Annotated in this window: 16 protein-coding genes and 1 other annotated feature; all 16 genes read left to right on the forward strand. The window is 41.9% G+C overall.

The features are described 5' to 3' along the window. Positions 1 to 16 precede the first annotated feature (16 nt). Positions 17 to 2,191 carry an HD family phosphohydrolase gene (locus tag BUB92_RS05635; RefSeq protein ID WP_073091253.1) on the forward strand — a complete coding sequence of 725 codons (2,175 nt, stop codon included), beginning with the start codon at positions 17 to 19 and terminating at the stop codon, positions 2,189 to 2,191. Then, positions 2,169 to 2,633 carry an rRNA maturation RNase YbeY gene (gene ybeY, locus BUB92_RS05640; RefSeq protein ID WP_073091255.1) on the forward strand — a complete coding sequence of 155 codons (465 nt, stop codon included), beginning with the start codon at positions 2,169 to 2,171 and terminating at the stop codon, positions 2,631 to 2,633. Before BUB92_RS05635 ends, ybeY begins: the two co-directional genes overlap by 23 nt. A 7-nt stretch (positions 2,634 to 2,640) precedes the next feature. Then, positions 2,641 to 3,009 (forward strand): diacylglycerol kinase family protein, encoded by a 369-nt coding sequence (locus tag BUB92_RS05645; RefSeq protein WP_073091258.1) that lies wholly within the window; start codon positions 2,641 to 2,643, stop codon positions 3,007 to 3,009. A gap of 14 nt (positions 3,010 to 3,023) precedes the next feature. Further along, complete coding sequence (gene cdd, locus BUB92_RS05650) at positions 3,024 to 3,419, forward strand: cytidine deaminase (RefSeq protein WP_073091260.1); 396 nt, start codon at positions 3,024 to 3,026, stop codon at positions 3,417 to 3,419. Between the two features lie 5 nt (positions 3,420 to 3,424). After that, the gene (gene era / locus BUB92_RS05655; RefSeq protein WP_073091262.1) at positions 3,425 to 4,306 is read left to right on the forward strand and encodes a GTPase Era; all 882 of its coding nucleotides are present in this window, start codon (positions 3,425 to 3,427) and stop codon (positions 4,304 to 4,306) included. Positions 4,307 to 4,326: 20 nt separating this feature from the next. Beyond that, positions 4,327 to 4,977, forward strand: coding sequence for a deoxyribose-phosphate aldolase (deoC, locus tag BUB92_RS05660; protein WP_073091265.1), 651 nt, complete (start codon positions 4,327 to 4,329; stop codon positions 4,975 to 4,977). Positions 4,978 to 5,053: 76 nt separating this feature from the next. Continuing rightward, the gene (locus BUB92_RS05665; RefSeq protein ID WP_073091267.1) at positions 5,054 to 6,004 is read left to right on the forward strand and encodes a hypothetical protein; all 951 of its coding nucleotides are present in this window, start codon (positions 5,054 to 5,056) and stop codon (positions 6,002 to 6,004) included. Beyond that, positions 5,973 to 6,737, forward strand: coding sequence for a DNA repair protein RecO (recO, locus tag BUB92_RS05670; protein WP_073091270.1), 765 nt, complete (start codon positions 5,973 to 5,975; stop codon positions 6,735 to 6,737). Before BUB92_RS05665 ends, recO begins: the two co-directional genes overlap by 32 nt. Before the next feature lie 44 nt (positions 6,738 to 6,781). Further along, positions 6,782 to 6,988 (forward strand) — a binding site (T-box leader). Between the two features lie 66 nt (positions 6,989 to 7,054). After that, positions 7,055 to 7,963, forward strand: a complete 909-nt coding sequence (gene glyQ, locus BUB92_RS05675; protein WP_073091273.1) for a glycine--tRNA ligase subunit alpha — start codon at positions 7,055 to 7,057, stop codon at positions 7,961 to 7,963. A 3-nt stretch (positions 7,964 to 7,966) separates the two neighbouring features. Then, positions 7,967 to 10,036, forward strand: a complete 2,070-nt coding sequence (gene glyS, locus BUB92_RS05680; protein WP_073091387.1) for a glycine--tRNA ligase subunit beta — start codon at positions 7,967 to 7,969, stop codon at positions 10,034 to 10,036. Positions 10,037 to 10,130: 94 nt separating this feature from the next. After that, complete coding sequence (gene ccpN / locus BUB92_RS05685; protein ID WP_073091423.1) at positions 10,131 to 10,781, forward strand: transcriptional regulator CcpN; 651 nt, start codon at positions 10,131 to 10,133, stop codon at positions 10,779 to 10,781. A 3-nt stretch (positions 10,782 to 10,784) separates the two neighbouring features. Beyond that, positions 10,785 to 11,606 carry a pyruvate, water dikinase regulatory protein gene (locus BUB92_RS05690; RefSeq protein ID WP_073091403.1) on the forward strand — a complete coding sequence of 274 codons (822 nt, stop codon included), beginning with the start codon at positions 10,785 to 10,787 and terminating at the stop codon, positions 11,604 to 11,606. Continuing rightward, entirely contained in the window at positions 11,599 to 14,247 is a 2,649-nt protein-coding gene (ppdK, locus tag BUB92_RS05695; RefSeq protein WP_073091406.1) for a pyruvate, phosphate dikinase, read from the forward strand. The genes BUB92_RS05690 and ppdK overlap by 8 nt, the downstream gene beginning before the upstream one ends. Before the next feature lie 256 nt (positions 14,248 to 14,503). Next, entirely contained in the window at positions 14,504 to 15,397 is an 894-nt protein-coding gene (locus BUB92_RS05700; RefSeq protein WP_073091408.1) for a LysM peptidoglycan-binding domain-containing protein, read from the forward strand. A gap of 149 nt (positions 15,398 to 15,546) precedes the next feature. Next, complete coding sequence (locus BUB92_RS05705; RefSeq protein ID WP_073091411.1) at positions 15,547 to 16,155, forward strand: flavodoxin family protein; 609 nt, start codon at positions 15,547 to 15,549, stop codon at positions 16,153 to 16,155. 192 nt (positions 16,156 to 16,347) lie between these two features. After that, a partial coding sequence (locus tag BUB92_RS05710) for an IS607 family transposase (protein ID WP_143156875.1) occupies positions 16,348 to 16,747 on the forward strand: 400 nt, incomplete at its 3' end.

The raw sequence follows: 16,747 nt of genomic DNA on the forward strand, positions 1-16,747 counted from the left end.
TTAAGGGAGAGTATCTATGCTAAAGGATTTTTTAAATGCAGGGTCATGTCGTCTGCGCAGTTTTTTTACTAGTCCCCGAGTGCAGAAGATAATAGGGGTTTTAGTGTTTTTCGGCATAACTATTACTATTCTTTTCAGTAATTTTAGCCCTAAACAGCTTTCTTTAAAACCGGATGAAGTAGCTCCGCGGGACATACAGTCTAATGTTACGACTGTTGTTATTGACGAAAAGAAGACGGCAGAGCTTAGAGAACAGGCGGCCAGCAAGGTGCAGAAGGTATATCAGGAAGATAATTTTGCCATTGCCAATGCCAAAACGGAAATTGACAATTTTTACGCTAACTTAAATCAGGTTTTACAAAGCCGGGATGAAGATAAAGAAGAAAAGATAAAAAAACTTCTAGCAGGTGCAGTGGCCGGAAAAGATTTTCGTCCTGCCATCTCTTATTATGAGCTGGCCCGCTATATTGTACAAACCGGGAGTGATAATTTATCCGAAATACAGCAGGTTATATGGTCGCTTATTTATAATGCGCTGCAGAAGCCTATAACCGAAGAAGCTCTTCCCGATGCTATAAAGGGGATAGAAAAAGAAATAGACGGCCTTTTTTATACCAAACAGGCCAAGGAAATAATGAAGATTACTGCTTATGGCTTTATGCGCCCGAATATGATTTACAACCAGGAGGCTACGGAAAAAGCTATACAAGAGGCAGTAGAAGCAGTCCAGCCCGTACAGAAAACTATTAAAGCGGGAGAAATCATTGTTCGTGAAGGAGACCGGGTTACGGAAGAACAGATATCTATACTAGAACAGTTAGGCCTCCAGAGGAGTAAAAGCTATCCCTTAACCCTGGTAGGGACAGGGATTTTTGTACTTATTACCTTCTGGCTTATAATCCAGTTTCTGCGCCGCTATTATAAGGAGATTTATGAAAACTCATCTTTACTTCTTTTAATAGCTTTGATTTTTGTCCTTATATTACTTATTACCAGGTTTTTGACCATAATAAAGATAGGTGATAAACCGGAGCTTAATAATCTCATGGGTTATGCGGCACCAGTAGCTGCAGGTTCTATGCTTATAGCTATGCTTTTGGATAACCGCCTGGCTTATTTTATGACCATGATTATGGCCCTCTATGTGGGACTGCTTACGGAAGGCAATCAGCTTTTTTATGCCATTGTAGCTTTTGTGGGCGGTACGGTTGGGGTTTTCAGGGTTTATAAGCTGAGCCAGACTTCTGATCTGGCTAAAGCAGGTATTTATGTAGCCCTGGCTGATATACTGACTATAATAACCTTAATATTTATAAGTGGAAATGTGAGTTTAAAATTAGTTTTTACCGGAGTTATTATTGGAGCGATAAATGGTTTGCTTTCGGCTGTTTTAATGATAGGAGCTTTGCCTTATCTGGAAACTGCTTTCTCCATAACCAGTATGATAAGGCTTTTAGAACTGTCTAATCCTAATCAGCCTCTTTTAAGAAGGCTGCTTTTAGAAGCCCCGGGTACTTATCATCACAGCCTCCTGGTAGGCAATTTAGCCGAAGCAGCTGCGGAAGCGGTAGGGGCTAATCCTCTTCTGGTAAGAGTAGGAGCTTATTATCATGATATAGGTAAACTCAAAAGGCCGGAATACTTTATCGAAAATCAGCGGGGGGGAGAAAATCCCCATGCTAAGATTGCTCCGGCTCTAAGTGCTCTTATTATTACTTCGCACATAAGAGAAGGGCTGGAGCTGGCCCGAGAAGCAAGGCTTCCGAAAGTTATTATGGATTTTATAGAACAGCATCATGGTACCAGTTTGGCGCGTTATTTTTACAATCGGGCTCTGGAAGAGCATGCAGAAGGTGAGGTTAGTGAGGAAAGCTTCCGCTATGAAGGGCCACGCCCCCAGAGCCGGGAAGTAGCCCTGGTCATGCTGGCTGATTCGGTGGAAGCAGCCGTCAGATCACTTGCTGGTCCTACGCCGGAAAAAATTAAGGCTATGGTGCACAAAATAATAAAAGAAAAACTTGATGATGAACAGTTAGAATTGTGCGAGCTGACCTTCAGAGATTTGAATGTGGCGGCAGAAGCTTTTTGTAAAGTTTTAGATGGCATTTATCACAAAAGAATAGAATACCCGGAAAATATAGCTAAAGAACTGAAGAGGAGCGGATGGGATGGAAATAATGATAACCAATAGCCAGGATAAGATCCCGTTTACCAAAGAAATGGAAACTATGGTGGAGAAGGTTATATTATGCGCAGCCCGTCTGGAAGGACGGGAAGACGGAGAAGTAAGTGTGCTTATAACTGATAATCCTTTTATCCATCAGCTTAATCTCCAGTATCGAGGACAGGACAAGCCTACGGATGTGCTTTCTTTTGCTATGCAGGAAAGAGGAGAAGAGGAACCGGATTTTCTGGAAGAAGAAGCTGATCTGCTGGGAGATATAGTGATATCTTTGGAACAGGCCTTTATGCAGAGCAGGGAATACGGGCATAGTTTAGAGAGGGAATTAGGCTATCTGGTTGCCCACGGCATGCTGCATTTGCTGGGCTATGATCATGAGGATGAAGAGAGTAGAAAGATTATGCGGGATAAAGAAGAAAGGATAATGAAGGAGTTAAACCTGGAAAGGTAATAAGACCATGAAAGCTAGAAATTTAAAGGAAAGTTTTGTTTATGCTCTCTCCGGGCTTAAAGAAACGGTCATAAAAGAAAGAAATATGAAAATTCACCTGGGGGCAGCTGTTTTAGCCCTGGGACTTGGTGGTATTTTTAAAATTAGCCGTCTGGAATGGGGATTGCTGGTACTGACTATATCTTCGGTATTAACAGCAGAAATGATAAATACGGCTGTGGAGAGGGTGGTTGATCTGGTTACTGACCATTATCATCCTTTAGCCAAGGCCGCTAAAAATGTGGCGGCAGGAGCTGTTTTTTTAAGTGCTTTGCTGGCTGTCATAATGGGATTCATAATTTTTGGGCCGCATATTTGGATAATTATAAAAAGGTGAAAGGATAGCGTAATATGGACATAAAACTGCTGATAAAAGAGGCGCGGGAGGCGCAGAAATATGCTTATGCTCCTTATTCTCGCTTTAAGGTAGGAGCTGCCTTGTTGACCAAAAAGGGAAGGGTATATAAAGGAGCCAATATTGAGAATGCTTCCTATGGACTTACCGTATGTGCGGAAAGGGTAGCTGTTTTTAAAGCTGTAAGTGAAGGTGAGCTGGATTGGGAAGGGATTTGCGTAGTAAGTTCAGGAAGTGGTTTTGCTTATCCCTGTGGAGCATGTTTGCAGGTTCTATCCGAATTTGCTTCGGAGCTGAAAGTTGTAGTGGCAGATGAGAATAATTTTTATCAGGAGTTTTCACTGCGGGATTTGTTTCCAACCGCTTTTTGTTTAGATAAACAGGAGGGATAATATAAGTGAAATCAGGATTTGTTAGTATAGTAGGCAGACCAAATGTAGGGAAATCTACTTTGATAAATACCATAATCGGCAAAAAGATAACCATAGTGTCGGAAAAACCCCAGACTACAAGGACCTGCATTCAAGGCATATATACCTGTGCCGAAGGGCAGATCATATTTGTTGATACTCCAGGTATTCATAAACCTAAACACCTGCTGGGGGAATATATGGTAAAGGTATCGACCCGCAGTATAGAAGATGTTGACCTGGTATATTTTGTGACCGATGTTACTAAACCGTTTGGCAGTGGAGACCAATTTATAATCGAACAGCTGAAAAATGCCGTAGTACCTGTATTTTTGGTGGTAAACAAGATAGACCTGGCTACGGATGAACAGATAGAGGAACATATTGAGAAGTTTACGCGGGAGATGCTCTTTACCCGGGTGATTCCTATATCAGCTTACCAGAACAGCAATGTAGATAAGCTTTTAGAAGAAACTTTTGCCTTTTTGCCGGAAGGGCCTCTTTACTATCCGGAAGAAGATCTTACCGATCAGCCCATATCTTTTATAGTTTCTGAGCTTATCAGGGAAAAGGTTTTGCTCCTTACGCGGGATGAAGTGCCGCATTCTATTGCGGTAGAAGTGGAAGAATTTAAGAATGAACAGGGCAGGAAATCTTATATAAGAGCAGTTATATATACCGAAAGGGATTCCCAGAAAGGCATAATTATAGGCCGTAATGGCCAGATGCTCAAAAATATAGGCGAAATGGCCCGCAAAGATATTGAGCTTATGCTGGGGATGCCGGTTTATCTCGATTTATGGGTAAAGGTTAAGAAAAACTGGCGGGATAATGAAGCTAATCTGCGGCAACTAGGTTTTAGACTGTAAGACGGGGAGTAGATAATATTATGCTTAGGCTGGCAGAATATATTGATGCTACCAATCTAAAAGCTGAGGCTAGGGCAGAGGATATAGAAAAATTGTGTCTGGATGCCGTAAAATATAACATGGCAGCTGTTTGTGTAAATCCTTACCGGCTTGCTCTGGCAGCATCGCTTCTCAAAGGGACTCCGGTTAAGCCCTGTACGGTGATCGGGTTTCCTTTAGGGGCAGAAACTTCCCGGATGAAGAGGATACAGGCTGAGGAAATGCTTAAAAAAGGAGCTTTGGAACTAGATATGGTGATGAATGTCGGGGCTTTTAAAGATGGCGACTATGAACTAGTTAAAAAAGAGATTAAGGAAGTATTAAGCCTAAAACAGGATTTTTCTTTTGCGCTCAAAGTGATTGTGGAGACTGCCCTGCTCAGTGAAGAAGAGCTTAAAGTGGTAACGCGGCTGGTAAGTGAAACCGGGGCTGATTTTATAAAAACTTCTACCGGCTTTGCCAGCCGGGGAGTTAGTTTAAGGGATATAGAAATAATAAGAGTCAGCAAGAGTGAGGCTTTAAAGATAAAAGCCAGTGGAGGTATAAAGGGAAAAGACTGGGCTTTAAAACTGGTTGAGGCAGGAGCAGAGCGGCTGGGGACCAGCAATCCACTTGCGGTGCTGGGGTTGTAGATGATAAGGGGAAGAGGGGAGAATATCCCCTTTTTTTATGGGATAAAGGAGTTTTTTTACAGGAGTACGATTTTATATGGTGAAAAAGACAGCCTGCCTTGGGCTTATTTTATTATCTTTTTATACTTACCTGGCTGTGCATTATCCGGATACCTGGATTCAGAACAAATGGTACCAAAGTTTTTTGGCTTTTTATGGTTATCAGGCAGGAAAAAGGGTGGAGCCCCGGGTTATTTACGGACAGGGACTGCGTGATTTAGGTGAGGAGAAGATTAAGATAAAAGTTCTGCTTCCGGGAAAAAAGCAGGCTGGTTTGCAGGAAGTTTATAAGGCTCTGGAAGAGGGATATACCGCAGTAGTAGAATGTTCTATTTTAGATTCCCTGCATACTACTCCTTATGGAAAGTCATTGACAGCTAAAATGTATAATAGGGCTTACCGGATAGTAGTTTTTGATGGGGGACATCATTTGCCTACTTTGGGGATGGCTCCTGATGTTATAATTATACCGGAGATAAAAGGATATGCCGCCCACAGTTATATGCAGGATGCTATAAAGACGGAAACGATAGTCTATCTGGCTAAGGAAGCAGGACTAAAACATACGCTGATTGTATCTGTTCCCCGCTGGGCTCTAGTGAAAGAAGAAAAAAATCTGGCCCATATAGTTTTAAAAGCCTGGAATAAGGCAGAAACGCAAAGGCAGCCTTTTTCTCCTTTTTATCCTTGTGCCGAGAACCGGATAAGCAAAGTAAATGGTGTAGTGTTTGCTTATATAGGAAAAGGATATTATGAAAATATAGATAGTTTTATAAAATGCATTAAAAAGCTTAATCTGAGCGATGTACACAAGATATATCTGGCCTTTGACTATAAGTATGCGGACAGGAAAAGTGCTGGGGATTATGCGAAAGAAATAGAAGAGAGGCTAAGAATTCCAACCTGGGTAGTAAATGAACCTTTTACGGCATTTGATGTCTTATGGGGGAAACGAGATGTATTATGGAAGCAGGGCCATAATCCTTAAAAGTTTAGATTATCAGGATGCCGACAAGCTGGTTACTATTTTTTCCGAGCGGGAAGGTAAAATAAGGGCGGTGGCTAAGGGGGTGAAAAAGCCGAAAAGCAGCCTCAGGGCAGTTCTGCAGCCTTTTACGCACTCTTTTTTGTATTTAAGCCGGGGACGGGATTTAGATCTTATTACCCAGGGCAGGCTTTTGGATTTTTATCCCCGTATTCGGGAAGATTTGGGCAGTACTTTATATACAGCTTATATTATGGAACTTCTGGATAAATCACTGGTGGAAAGGGCTCCTTTGGGGCCGCTTTATAATGAAACCTTGCAGGTTTTAAACTATATAAATGATAAGGGAGCTAAGAGCCTTGTCATAAGATATTTTGAAATACGTCTTATTCAGGAATTGGGGTATAGGCCGGTATTAGAAGCGTGTGCTGCCTGTGGGCAAAAAAACCTGACTACCAGGTTTAACCTGGCTGAAGGCGGGGTTTTATGCCATGATTGTGCCGGATTTTTAAAAACAGATTTTATGCTTTCCGGAGAAGCCTTTAGCCTTTTAAAATTTTTGCAGCGGGCTGACTGGAAATCATTAGATAGAATAAAGGCTTCTTCCGAAGCCTTAAGCAGCCTGGAACAGCTGCTGGAAAAGTATCTGGAATACCATCTGGAGAGCAGGTTTAGTTTGAAAAATACTATATATCAGCTGAAAAAAAGTTTACCCGGGGCATTTGACAAGGGTTAAACCTATTGCTACACTTTTAGGTAAAGTAGCTTTAAAAAATCGATAGCCTGGCGATGAAGAAGAGGAGTAGGAAAGGGATGCCTCAAAAGAGAGCCGGGGGAGGTGAAAGCCGGCAGGCTAAACTTTCTGAAGGCGCTTCTGAGCTGCGGGAGGAAAGCCTTAGGGTGAGTAAAGCCCGCTTTAATGAAGGAGGGTGCAGCTTTTTAAGCACCAACCAGGGTGGAACCGCGGGTAAAAAGCCCGTCCCTGTTTAGAGGGACGGGCTTTATCATTTAGGAGCCTTAAAGAAAAAATAAATCTATTGAGGAGGTAAAAGGATGAATTTTCAGGAGATTATTCTGCGTTTGCAAAACTATTGGGGCAAGCAGGGATGTATTATTCAGCAGCCTTATGATGTGGAAAAAGGGGCGGGAACCATGAACCCTGCCACTTTCTTAAGGGCTTTAGGCCCGGAACCGTTTAATGTAGCTTATGTTGAACCATCCCGGCGTCCCACCGACGGACGTTATGGGGAAAATCCCAATCGCCTTCAGCACTATTATCAGTACCAGGTTATATTAAAACCTTCTCCTGATAATGTAATCGACCTTTATATTGATAGCCTGAGAGATCTGGGGATTAAGCCGGAAGAACACGATATACGGCTGGTAGAAGACAACTGGGAATCTCCTACTCTGGGAGCCTGGGGATTAGGCTGGGAGATATGGCTTGATGGCATGGAAGTAACCCAGTTTACCTATTTTCAGCAGTGCGGAGGTTATGATTGTAATCCGGTATGTGCGGAAATTACCTATGGCTTAGAAAGGATAGCCATGTTCATCCAGAATAAGGAAAGTGTTTTTGATATTGAATGGGTAGATGGCATAACTTATGCTGATGTGCATCATCAAGGGGAAGTAGATTATTCCTACTATAATTTTGAGTATGCGGATATAGATACCCTTATGACGATGTTTAATCTGTGCGAAAAAGAAGCTATAAGAATAGCAGAAAAAAATCTGGTGTTGCCGGCCTATGATTATGTCCTCAAATGTTCGCATCTTTTTAACCTTCTGGATGCCAGGGGAGCTATAAGTGTGACCGAAAGGATGAGTTATATATTAAGGGTGCGCAATCTTGCCCGCATGGTAGCGGGAGAATATTTGAAACAGCGAAGGAGACTGGGCTATCCTTTGATAAAGGATGAAAAGCTTAGACAGGAACTTTTAGCCAGGGAGGAGGTTTAAAAAATGGTAAGAGATTTAATTTTTGAAATAGGGGTGGAAGAAATTCCCGCTGCTTACATGCCTAAAGCGCTGGAGGATTTTAAGAATAATGCGCTAGAAAGTCTGAATAAAGCCCGCTTACACTATGAAGAAGTAAAGAGTCTAGGTACTCCCCGTCGTCTGACTTTGTATGTTAAAGGCCTGAGGGAAAGGCAAGAAGATGCGGTAATCGAAAGCCGGGGTCCCAAAAAAGCTGCTGCTTTTGACCAGGAAGGTAGGCCTACCCGGGCTTTAGAAGGTTTTGCCCGCAGTCAGAATATAAATGTAGAGGATATAGAAGTACGGGAAGTAAATGGGGTGGAATATGTTTTTGCGGTAAAAACCGAAAAAGGCAGAGAAACCAGCGAAGTATTGCCTTCTCTTTTGTATGAGCTGGTCAAGGCTTTTTCTTTCCCCAAATCTATGCGCTGGGGAGGGTACAGTTTCCGCTTTGCCCGGCCTATAAGATGGCTTTTGGCTTTGTACGGGGAAGAAAAAATCGTTTTTAACCTGGAAAATATAACTAGTTCTAATTATACCTACGGACACCGGTTTTTGTCGCCAGGGAGGCTTGAAGTAAAAAATGCGGGTGATTATTTTAAGGTTTTAGAAAATAATTATGTGATTATAGATCAGGAGAGGAGAAAAGAATTAATCTGGCAGCAGATTGAAAAAGTAGCCTCTGAGCTTGGAGGCAGGCCTTTAAAAGATGAGGATCTGCTGGATGAGATTAATTATCTGGTGGAATATCCTACGGCTTTTGCCGGCAGTTTTTCTTCTTCTTATTTAGAAGTGCCGAAAGAAGTTTTAACTACTACTATGATAGAAAATCAAAGATATGTTCCGGTATTTGACAGAGAAGGAAGGCTTATGCCGGTTTTTATAGGGGTAAGAAATGGAACCGGTGAGTTTATCGACATAGTGAGGGCAGGAAATGAGAGGGTGCTTAAAGCCCGGCTGGAAGATGCTCTGTTTTTCTGGAAAGAAGACCTGAAACAGCCTCTGGATAAGATGGCGGAAAAACTAGGCCATATTCTTTTCCATGAGCGTTTGGGCAGTGTTATGGATAAGGTAAAAAGGATTACTAATATTGCTCTTTTTATAGGGGAAAAATATCGCTTAAGCCATGGGGAAAAAATAAGGCGCGCTGCTTATCTTTGCAAGGCTGATCTGGTGAGCAATATGGTTTATGAGTTTCCTGAACTGCAAGGCATAATGGGCAGATATTATGCGCTAAACCATGGTGAGGATGAAGAGGTGAGCCAGGCTATTTTCGAACATTATTTGCCTCGTTTTGCCGGAGATGAGTTGCCTGGTACGGAAACAGGCACGGTTTTAAGCCTGGCGGAAAAGATTGATAACCTGACCGGATTTTTTGCTATGGGCATAAAGCCCAGCGGGTCTCAGGATCCCTATGCTCTGCGGCGGCAGGCGATGGGAATAGTAAATATTGTTCTGGATAAAGGGATTAAGATGGATTTATATGCGGTCCTGGAAAAAGCTTACCAGGAAGTACTGCCTTTCCGTCCAGAGCGAGGAAAAGAGGAAACGAGAGAAGAAGTTTTAGAGTTTATCCTGCAGCGTATGCGAGGGATTATGCTGGAGGAGGGAATATCATATGATGTTGTGGATGCGGTTTTAGCCTGTCCGAGCGGGGATCTGGTTGATATTATGAACCGGGCGCAGATTTTAAAAGATTTTAGGGGAGATGCTCTTTTTACCCCATTGATGACTGTTTTCAACCGCTGTTATAACCTGTCTAAAAAATGGGAGTCCCCAGAAGTAGATACAGATGTGCTGCAGGATGAAACGGAAAAAGTGCTCTATCTGAAATATGAAGAAGTAAAAGATGAAGTGGAAAGGGCAATTGATAAGGGAGATTATAGGATGGCCCTGGTAAGGATAGCCGGCCTGCAGAGTTATGTTGATGATTTCTTTAATGCGGTTATGGTTATGGTAGAAGATGAAAAGCTTAAAGCGGCAAGGCTGGGAATTTTGAAATCTATTGTAAAATTATGCAATAAAATTGCTGATTTCAGTAAAATAGTGGAATAAAAAAATTAAAAAACAGGATTTTTTTGCGCCATATAGTATAGTATAATTAAATAAATCCAGACAAAAAGTATATCATAATTTGGTGATTGCAATGATAGAATTAACTGAAAGGCAAGAAAAAATCCTGGAAATAGTAAAAAAATATGGTCCCATTACCGGTGAAAACATCGCGGAAATGCTTAATGTTACCCGGGCTGCCCTCAGGCCTGATTTGGCAGTTTTGACTATGTCAGGCTATCTGGAGGCTAAACCCCGGGTAGGCTATACTTTTCGTAATGGAGCAGTAGAAAATGAAATCCGCAAGATCCTTAACCGCTACCGGGTTAGGGATGTTAAGTCAGTGCCGGTGGTGGTGAAGGAGACCTGCAGCATATATGATGCTATTGTGGCACTTTTTACTGAAGATACCGGGAGTATTTATGTGGTAGATGAAGATAATTTTCTTACCGGGGTAGTATCGCGTAAGGATTTTCTGAAGGCTACCCTGGGGCAGATGGATATTAACAAAATCCCTATCAGTGTTATAATGACCAGAATGCCCAATATAATAACTACTACGCTGGATGAAACGGTAGTGGAAGCAGTAAGAAAAATTGTCGAACATGAAGTGGACAGCCTTCCGGTAGTAAAATGTTTTATCGATGAAAACAATGAAGAAAAACTGCAGGTAGTTGGCAAAATAAGCAAGACTACCATCGCCAGGTTATTTTTAGATCTGGCGATGAAGAGGTTTGAGGGGGTTTAAGCTTTGACAGGGCATTTACCAGGAGTATATATTGTTTCCGATTCCATAGGGGAAACGGCGGAGATGGTGGTAAGGGCGGCAGCGAGCCAGTTTAACTCCGGGCATATGGAAATAAGAAGGGTGCCTAATATATCTGACCAGGATACTTTGCTGCATGTAGTAGAACAGGCAGCTAGCCATAATTTTATTATTGCCTATACGCTGGTTATTGATGAGCTGGCTGATTTTTTAAATCAGAAGGCGCGTGAGGCCGGAGTGATATGTATTGATATATTAGGTCCGGTTATTGAGGCTTTTAAACAGGTAAGCGGAATGGAACCTAAAAAAGAGCCTGGCCTTCTGCGCAAGGTTGATGAAATGTACTATAAAAGGGTAGAAGCAGTTGAATTTGCGGTGCGCTATGATGATGGCAAGGATCCCAGAGGGATTAATCTGGCAGACATTGTTCTGGTAGGGGTTTCGCGTACCTCTAAAACTCCATTGTCTATGTATCTGGCTCATAAAAGATTAAAGGTGGCCAATGTTCCGCTGGTGCCGGAAGTAGCTCCTCCCGAAGAGTTGTTCAGGCAAGAAAAAGGCAAAGTTATTGGCCTTACTATAAAACCGGAACAGCTTTATCATATCCGGGCCGAAAGATTAAAAACCTTAGGGCTTAAAGGACAAGCCAGTTATGCCGATGAAAAGCGTATTCTGGAAGAACTGGAGTTTGCTGATAAGGTTATGAAAAAGATTGGCTGTCCTGTAATAGATGTTACCAATAAGGCAGTGGAGGAAACGGCCAGTAAAATTTTAGAAATTTATTATAGGAGGTTGAGCAATGTCTAGTCACAAGTATGTTTATCTTTTTGAAGAAGGCAATGCTGACATGAAGTACCTCTTGGGGGGCAAGGGTGCTAATCTGGCAGAAATGAGCCGTATCGGCCTTCCGGTTCCTCCTGGTTTTACTATAACTACGGAGGCCTGTAATTTTTATCTCAAGGAGAATAAAAGTTTTCCGGAAGGCATGATGGAGCAGGTTTATGCTGCTCTTAAAAAAATTGAAGAAAAAACAGGCAAAATCTTTGGTGATGCTTTAAATCCCCTGTTAGTTTCCGTAAGATCCGGGGCTGCTATCTCTATGCCGGGTATGATGGACACTATACTTAATTTAGGGTTGAATGATGAAACGGTAAAAGGGCTGGCAGCTTTAACCGGTGACGAAAGATTTGCCTATGATTGCTACCGCCGCTTTATCCAGATGTTCAGCAATGTAGTTCTGGAAGTAGAACATTCTCTTTTTGAAGATATTATCGAAAGATATAAAAGCAAATTGGGAATTATTTTTGATTATGAGATACCAGCTGAAGAGTTGAAAAAAATAATTGAGGAATACAAGGCTTTGGTAAAGAAAGAAAAAGGCTTTGATTTTCCTCAGGATGTCCATGAACAGCTGGTTATGGCTATCAGGGCTGTTTTTGATTCCTGGAATAACCAGCGGGCTATAGTTTACCGCCGCATAAACAAGATTGATGATAATTTAGGTACGGCGGTTAATGTTCAATCTATGGCCTTTGGCAATATGGGGAATGACAGCGGTACCGGAGTTGCTTTCACCCGCAATCCATCTACCGGGGCCAAAGAGCTTTATGGAGAATTTCTGGTAAATGCTCAAGGGGAAGATGTGGTAGCTGGCATAAGGACTCCTATGCCTATTTCCAAACTTAAAGAGGAATTGCCCGGTGTCTATGAGCAGTTTATAGATACCTGTGCCAAGCTGGAAAAACATTATCGTGATATGCAGGATATTGAGTTTACTGTGGAAAAAGGCAAGCTTTATATGCTGCAAACCCGCAGCGGCAAACGTACAGCGAGAGCTGCCGTTAATATTGCGGTGGATATGGTAAATGAGGGCTTGATAACTAAAGAAGAAGCACTTATGCGTGTAGACCCGGAACAGCTTAACCAGCTTTTGCACCGGCAAATCGACCCTTCTGCCAAGTTAGAGCCTATTGCCCAGGGACTTCCTGCTTCACCTGGTGCTGCCTGTGGTAAGGTGGTGTTTGATGCTGATATAGCTGAAAAATTAGGAGAAGCAGGGGAAAAAGTGATTCTGGTACGCAATGAAACTACTCCTGATGATATCCACGGTATAGTTTTAGCCCAGGGGGTTTTAACTTCCAGAGGCGGCATGACTTCTCATGCGGCAGTAGTAGCTAGAGGTATGGGTAAACCATGTGTATGTGGCTGTGAAGTTATAAAGATAGATATGGCCAATAAACAGTTTACGGTAAATGGCACCGTAGTAAAAGAAGGAGATATTATCTCTATCGATGGCGCCACCGGAAGAGTTATGCTGGGTGAAGTACCTATGATAGAACCGAGCTTGTCTGGTGAATTTGCCACTCTGCTCAGCTGGGCAGATGAAGTAAGAAAGCTGAAGGTCAGAGCTAATGCTGATAATCCTCAGGATGCAGCCAAAGCCAGAGAATTTGGAGCTGAAGGTATAGGACTTTGCCGTACTGAACATATGTTTATGGAAACCGAAAGGCTTCCTATAGTGCAGGAAATGATATTAGCCGATAATGAGGAAGAGCGTAAAAAAGCGCTGGCAAAACTTTTGCCTTTCCAGAAGGAAGATTTTTACGGTATATTGAAGGCTATGTCACCTTATCCGGTTACTATAAGGTTGTTAGATCCTCCTTTACATGAATTTTTGCCTGACTATGAAACCTTACTTTTGGAAATTGCCGAATTAAAACACAGCCATGCTGACCCGGCATTGATAAGAAAAAAAGAGGAGCTGGCAGCTAAGGTACATAGCCTGGCAGAGGCTAATCCTATGCTGGGGCACCGGGGATGCCGTCTGGGGATAACTTATCCGGAGATTTACCGCATGCAGGCGAGGGCTATTTTTGAGGCCATGATTGAGCTTAAGAAAGAAAATATACCTGCTTTTGCGGAAATCGAAATACCGCTGGTAATGGATGTAGCCGAATTGGCTTTGCTGAAAGAAGAGATAAATGATGTTTACCGGGAAATTAAGGAAGAAACTGGTGTGGAATTAGAATATGCCGTAGGAACCATGATAGAGCTCCCACGGGCTTGCATAGTGGCTGATGAGCTGGCTAAAGAAGCAGAGTTTTTCTCTTTCGGTACTAATGACTTAACGCAGACTACTTTGGGCTTTAGCCGTGATGATGCTGAAGGTAAGTTTATCCCTGTATATCTAGATAAAAAGATAATAAAAAATAATCCCTTTGCCGTGTTAGACCGCAAAGGGGTAGGCGGCTTGATGAAGATAGCCGTGGAAAAAGCAAGATCCGAAAATCCCGATATACTGCTGGGGATTTGCGGAGAACACGGAGGCGAACCGAGTTCAGTTGAATTCTGCCATATTATAGGGCTTAATTATGTAAGCTGTTCTCCTTATCGTATTCCGATTGCCCGCCTGGCAGCTGCTCAGGCTGCTCTGAAAAATGGAAAATAATCTTTATAAAAAGCCCCCGAATAGGGGGCTTTTTTGCTAAAACCTGCTAAGGCAGGATATACCATGTGGTTCTAAAAATTAATATTTATTACTTTAAATACAGAATAAGGTTGTTCTTGGCCAGGATGTTTTCTCATCTCATAAACTCCTTGTCTCCCCGGTTTGTTTTTTACCATCTGATATGACTAAAATGAAGAAAACTTAGGGGACAGAACTGAAAACTGTCCTCGCAAATGAAGAAAGGGGAGATGAGAAAGTGCCAAAAAAGTTAAGCCGCAAGCTTTTAGCTCCTGTTTTGCTCATTTTATTTACTTTTAGTGGGGTTATTAATCTATCAGCTGCCGATAATCCCTATGGGTTAGATAATTTGCGCTTAGGAAGCAGAGGTACATATGTACAGAATTTACAGCGTGATTTGACCTTTCTCGGCTATGATACTAAAGGAGTAGATGGGATTTTTGGAAGTAATACTTACAGTGCAGTAGTCCGCTTTCAGAGAGATCATAATTTATATCCCGATGGTATAGTAGGCAGACAGACTAAAGAGGTACTTAGCCGTAAAATAGCAGCCCGAACTTATACGGTAAGAGCAGGAGATACTCTGTATAAAATAAGCTTAAAATATGGAACCAGTGTAAATGCTGTTAAACAGGCTAATAACCTCAAATCTGACATGATATATCCAGGACAGGTGCTTTTAATACCTTCTTCCGGGACAACTACTCCTTCCCGTGGGGGAATAAGGTATCCTGAGGCAGCAGACTGGTGGACAGATGTACAGTATGTATTTACCAGAGGAAGTATTGCTACGGTTACCGATGTGGATACCGGAATAAGCTATCAGGTGAGAAGAAAAGGGGGCACCAATCATGCTGATTGTGAGCCTTTGACTAAGGCGGATACAGCCAAGATGAAGCAGATATATGGTGGGCAGTGGAGCTGGGCACGCCGAGCGGTAATAGTAAGTGTGAATGGACGTGTTTTCGCTGCTTCCCAGAATGGAATGCCGCATGGTTTATATGATATTTATGATAATAATTTTGATGGCCATTTTTGTATTCATTTTAAAAACAGCAGAACCCATGGTACGAACAGAGTAGATGAAGCTCACCAGGCAGCGGTTATGAAAGCGGCAGGCTACAGGATATAAGCAGGAAATAGGCAAAAACCCGGAAGTATCCGGGTTTTTGTTATTTTAGTCATAAATGGCGTTGAGGTAAAATAAAATAAATAATTAAACATAAATAGAGGAATATAATTTAAAATGTAGTATTAAAATAGCAGTGGAGGTGTAAATAGATGTCTGAATTATTAATTGTGGCAATAAATGGAAGCCCTGATCGCGAAGGAAACACATCTTTTTTGCTTAAGAAAGCAGCCGAGGCCTGTGAAAAAATGGGAGCTAGAGTCGAATTTATCCACTGTCAGCAGGTGCTGAAAGATTTGGCTACGCCTTTTTGTGTTGCCTGTTCTGTGCCTTGTTCGGGAAAATGCTTTCAGGATAAAGAAATGGAAAAGGCTTTAGATCTCATTGCTCAGGCAGATGGTATTATTCTGGGAAGTCCAGTTTACTTTGGTACCGTATCTGCTCAGCTTAAAGCTTTCTGGGATAAAACAAGGAGTCTTAGAAATGACAAAAAACTTCTCAATGTGGTCGGAGGAGCCGTGGCAGTAGGAGCTTCCCGATTTGGCGGGCAGGAGACTACTATCAGGGCTATGCAGGATATGATGCTGGTACAGGGCATGATAGTAGTAGGAGATGGGTATTATGCTGATGACTGCGGTCATATGGGAGCAGCCGGACAGAGGCCGGCTTCTGAAGATGAAAATGCGGTATTGAGAGCTTCTATTATAGGAAAAAGAATAGTGGAAGTGGCCAGAGCTACTAAGCATTTGAGGATGCGCTAGACTTATCAACGCTGGGTTTTTAAAGCATATGGTATAGGCAAAATCCTTAAGCTTAGAGCTTTAAGGATTTTTATTATTTTTTGTAGATGTAAAAAAGGGGGTTAGCAACAGTTGAATTAAATTTATAAAGTTTTTAAAAACTCTATACACAATTTATAATTTTTTGCTAAACTGTGTATAGAGGTGATTTTTGTGAAATATTACAGCATTGGGCAATTTGCCAAATTAATAGGAAAGACAGAACAAACATTAAGAAACTGGGACAAGAAAGGAATTTTAAAGCCAGCTTATATAGCTCCATCTGGGTTCAGATATTATTCACAGGAACAGCTTAATCATTTTCTTGGCATTAAAAACATTAAGCCGGAGAGGAAAATTATAGGTTATTGTAGAGTAGCAAGCAATAAACAAAAAGATGATTTAAAAAGACAGGTGCAATATGTAAAAGAATACATGATAGCAAAAGGATACCAGTTTGAAATCATAACCGATATAGGAAGCGGGATAAATTACAACAAGCAAGGACTAAACAAACTTATTGATATGGTTACAAACAACGAAGTAGAGAAAATAGTTATTCTGTATAAAGATA

Source organism: Thermosyntropha lipolytica DSM 11003, assembly GCF_900129805.1.
Lineage (GTDB): Bacteria > Bacillota > Syntrophomonadia > Syntrophomonadales > Syntrophomonadaceae > Thermosyntropha > Thermosyntropha lipolytica.

Coding starts and splice junctions, on each gene's coding strand:
- BUB92_RS05635 (WP_073091253.1), top strand. CDS start 17: ATGCTAAAGGATTTTTTAAATGCAGGGTCATGTCGTCTGCGCAGTTTT.
- ybeY (WP_073091255.1), top strand. CDS start 2,169: ATGGAAATAATGATAACCAATAGCCAGGATAAGATCCCGTTTACCAAA.
- BUB92_RS05645 (WP_073091258.1), top strand. CDS start 2,641: ATGAAAGCTAGAAATTTAAAGGAAAGTTTTGTTTATGCTCTCTCCGGG.
- cdd (WP_073091260.1), top strand. CDS start 3,024: ATGGACATAAAACTGCTGATAAAAGAGGCGCGGGAGGCGCAGAAATAT.
- deoC (WP_073091265.1), top strand. CDS start 4,327: ATGCTTAGGCTGGCAGAATATATTGATGCTACCAATCTAAAAGCTGAG.
- BUB92_RS05665 (WP_073091267.1), top strand. CDS start 5,054: ATGGTGAAAAAGACAGCCTGCCTTGGGCTTATTTTATTATCTTTTTAT.
- recO (WP_073091270.1), top strand. CDS start 5,973: ATGTATTATGGAAGCAGGGCCATAATCCTTAAAAGTTTAGATTATCAG.
- glyQ (WP_073091273.1), top strand. CDS start 7,055: ATGAATTTTCAGGAGATTATTCTGCGTTTGCAAAACTATTGGGGCAAG.
- glyS (WP_073091387.1), top strand. CDS start 7,967: ATGGTAAGAGATTTAATTTTTGAAATAGGGGTGGAAGAAATTCCCGCT.
- ppdK (WP_073091406.1), top strand. CDS start 11,599: ATGTCTAGTCACAAGTATGTTTATCTTTTTGAAGAAGGCAATGCTGAC.
- BUB92_RS05705 (WP_073091411.1), top strand. CDS start 15,547: ATGTCTGAATTATTAATTGTGGCAATAAATGGAAGCCCTGATCGCGAA.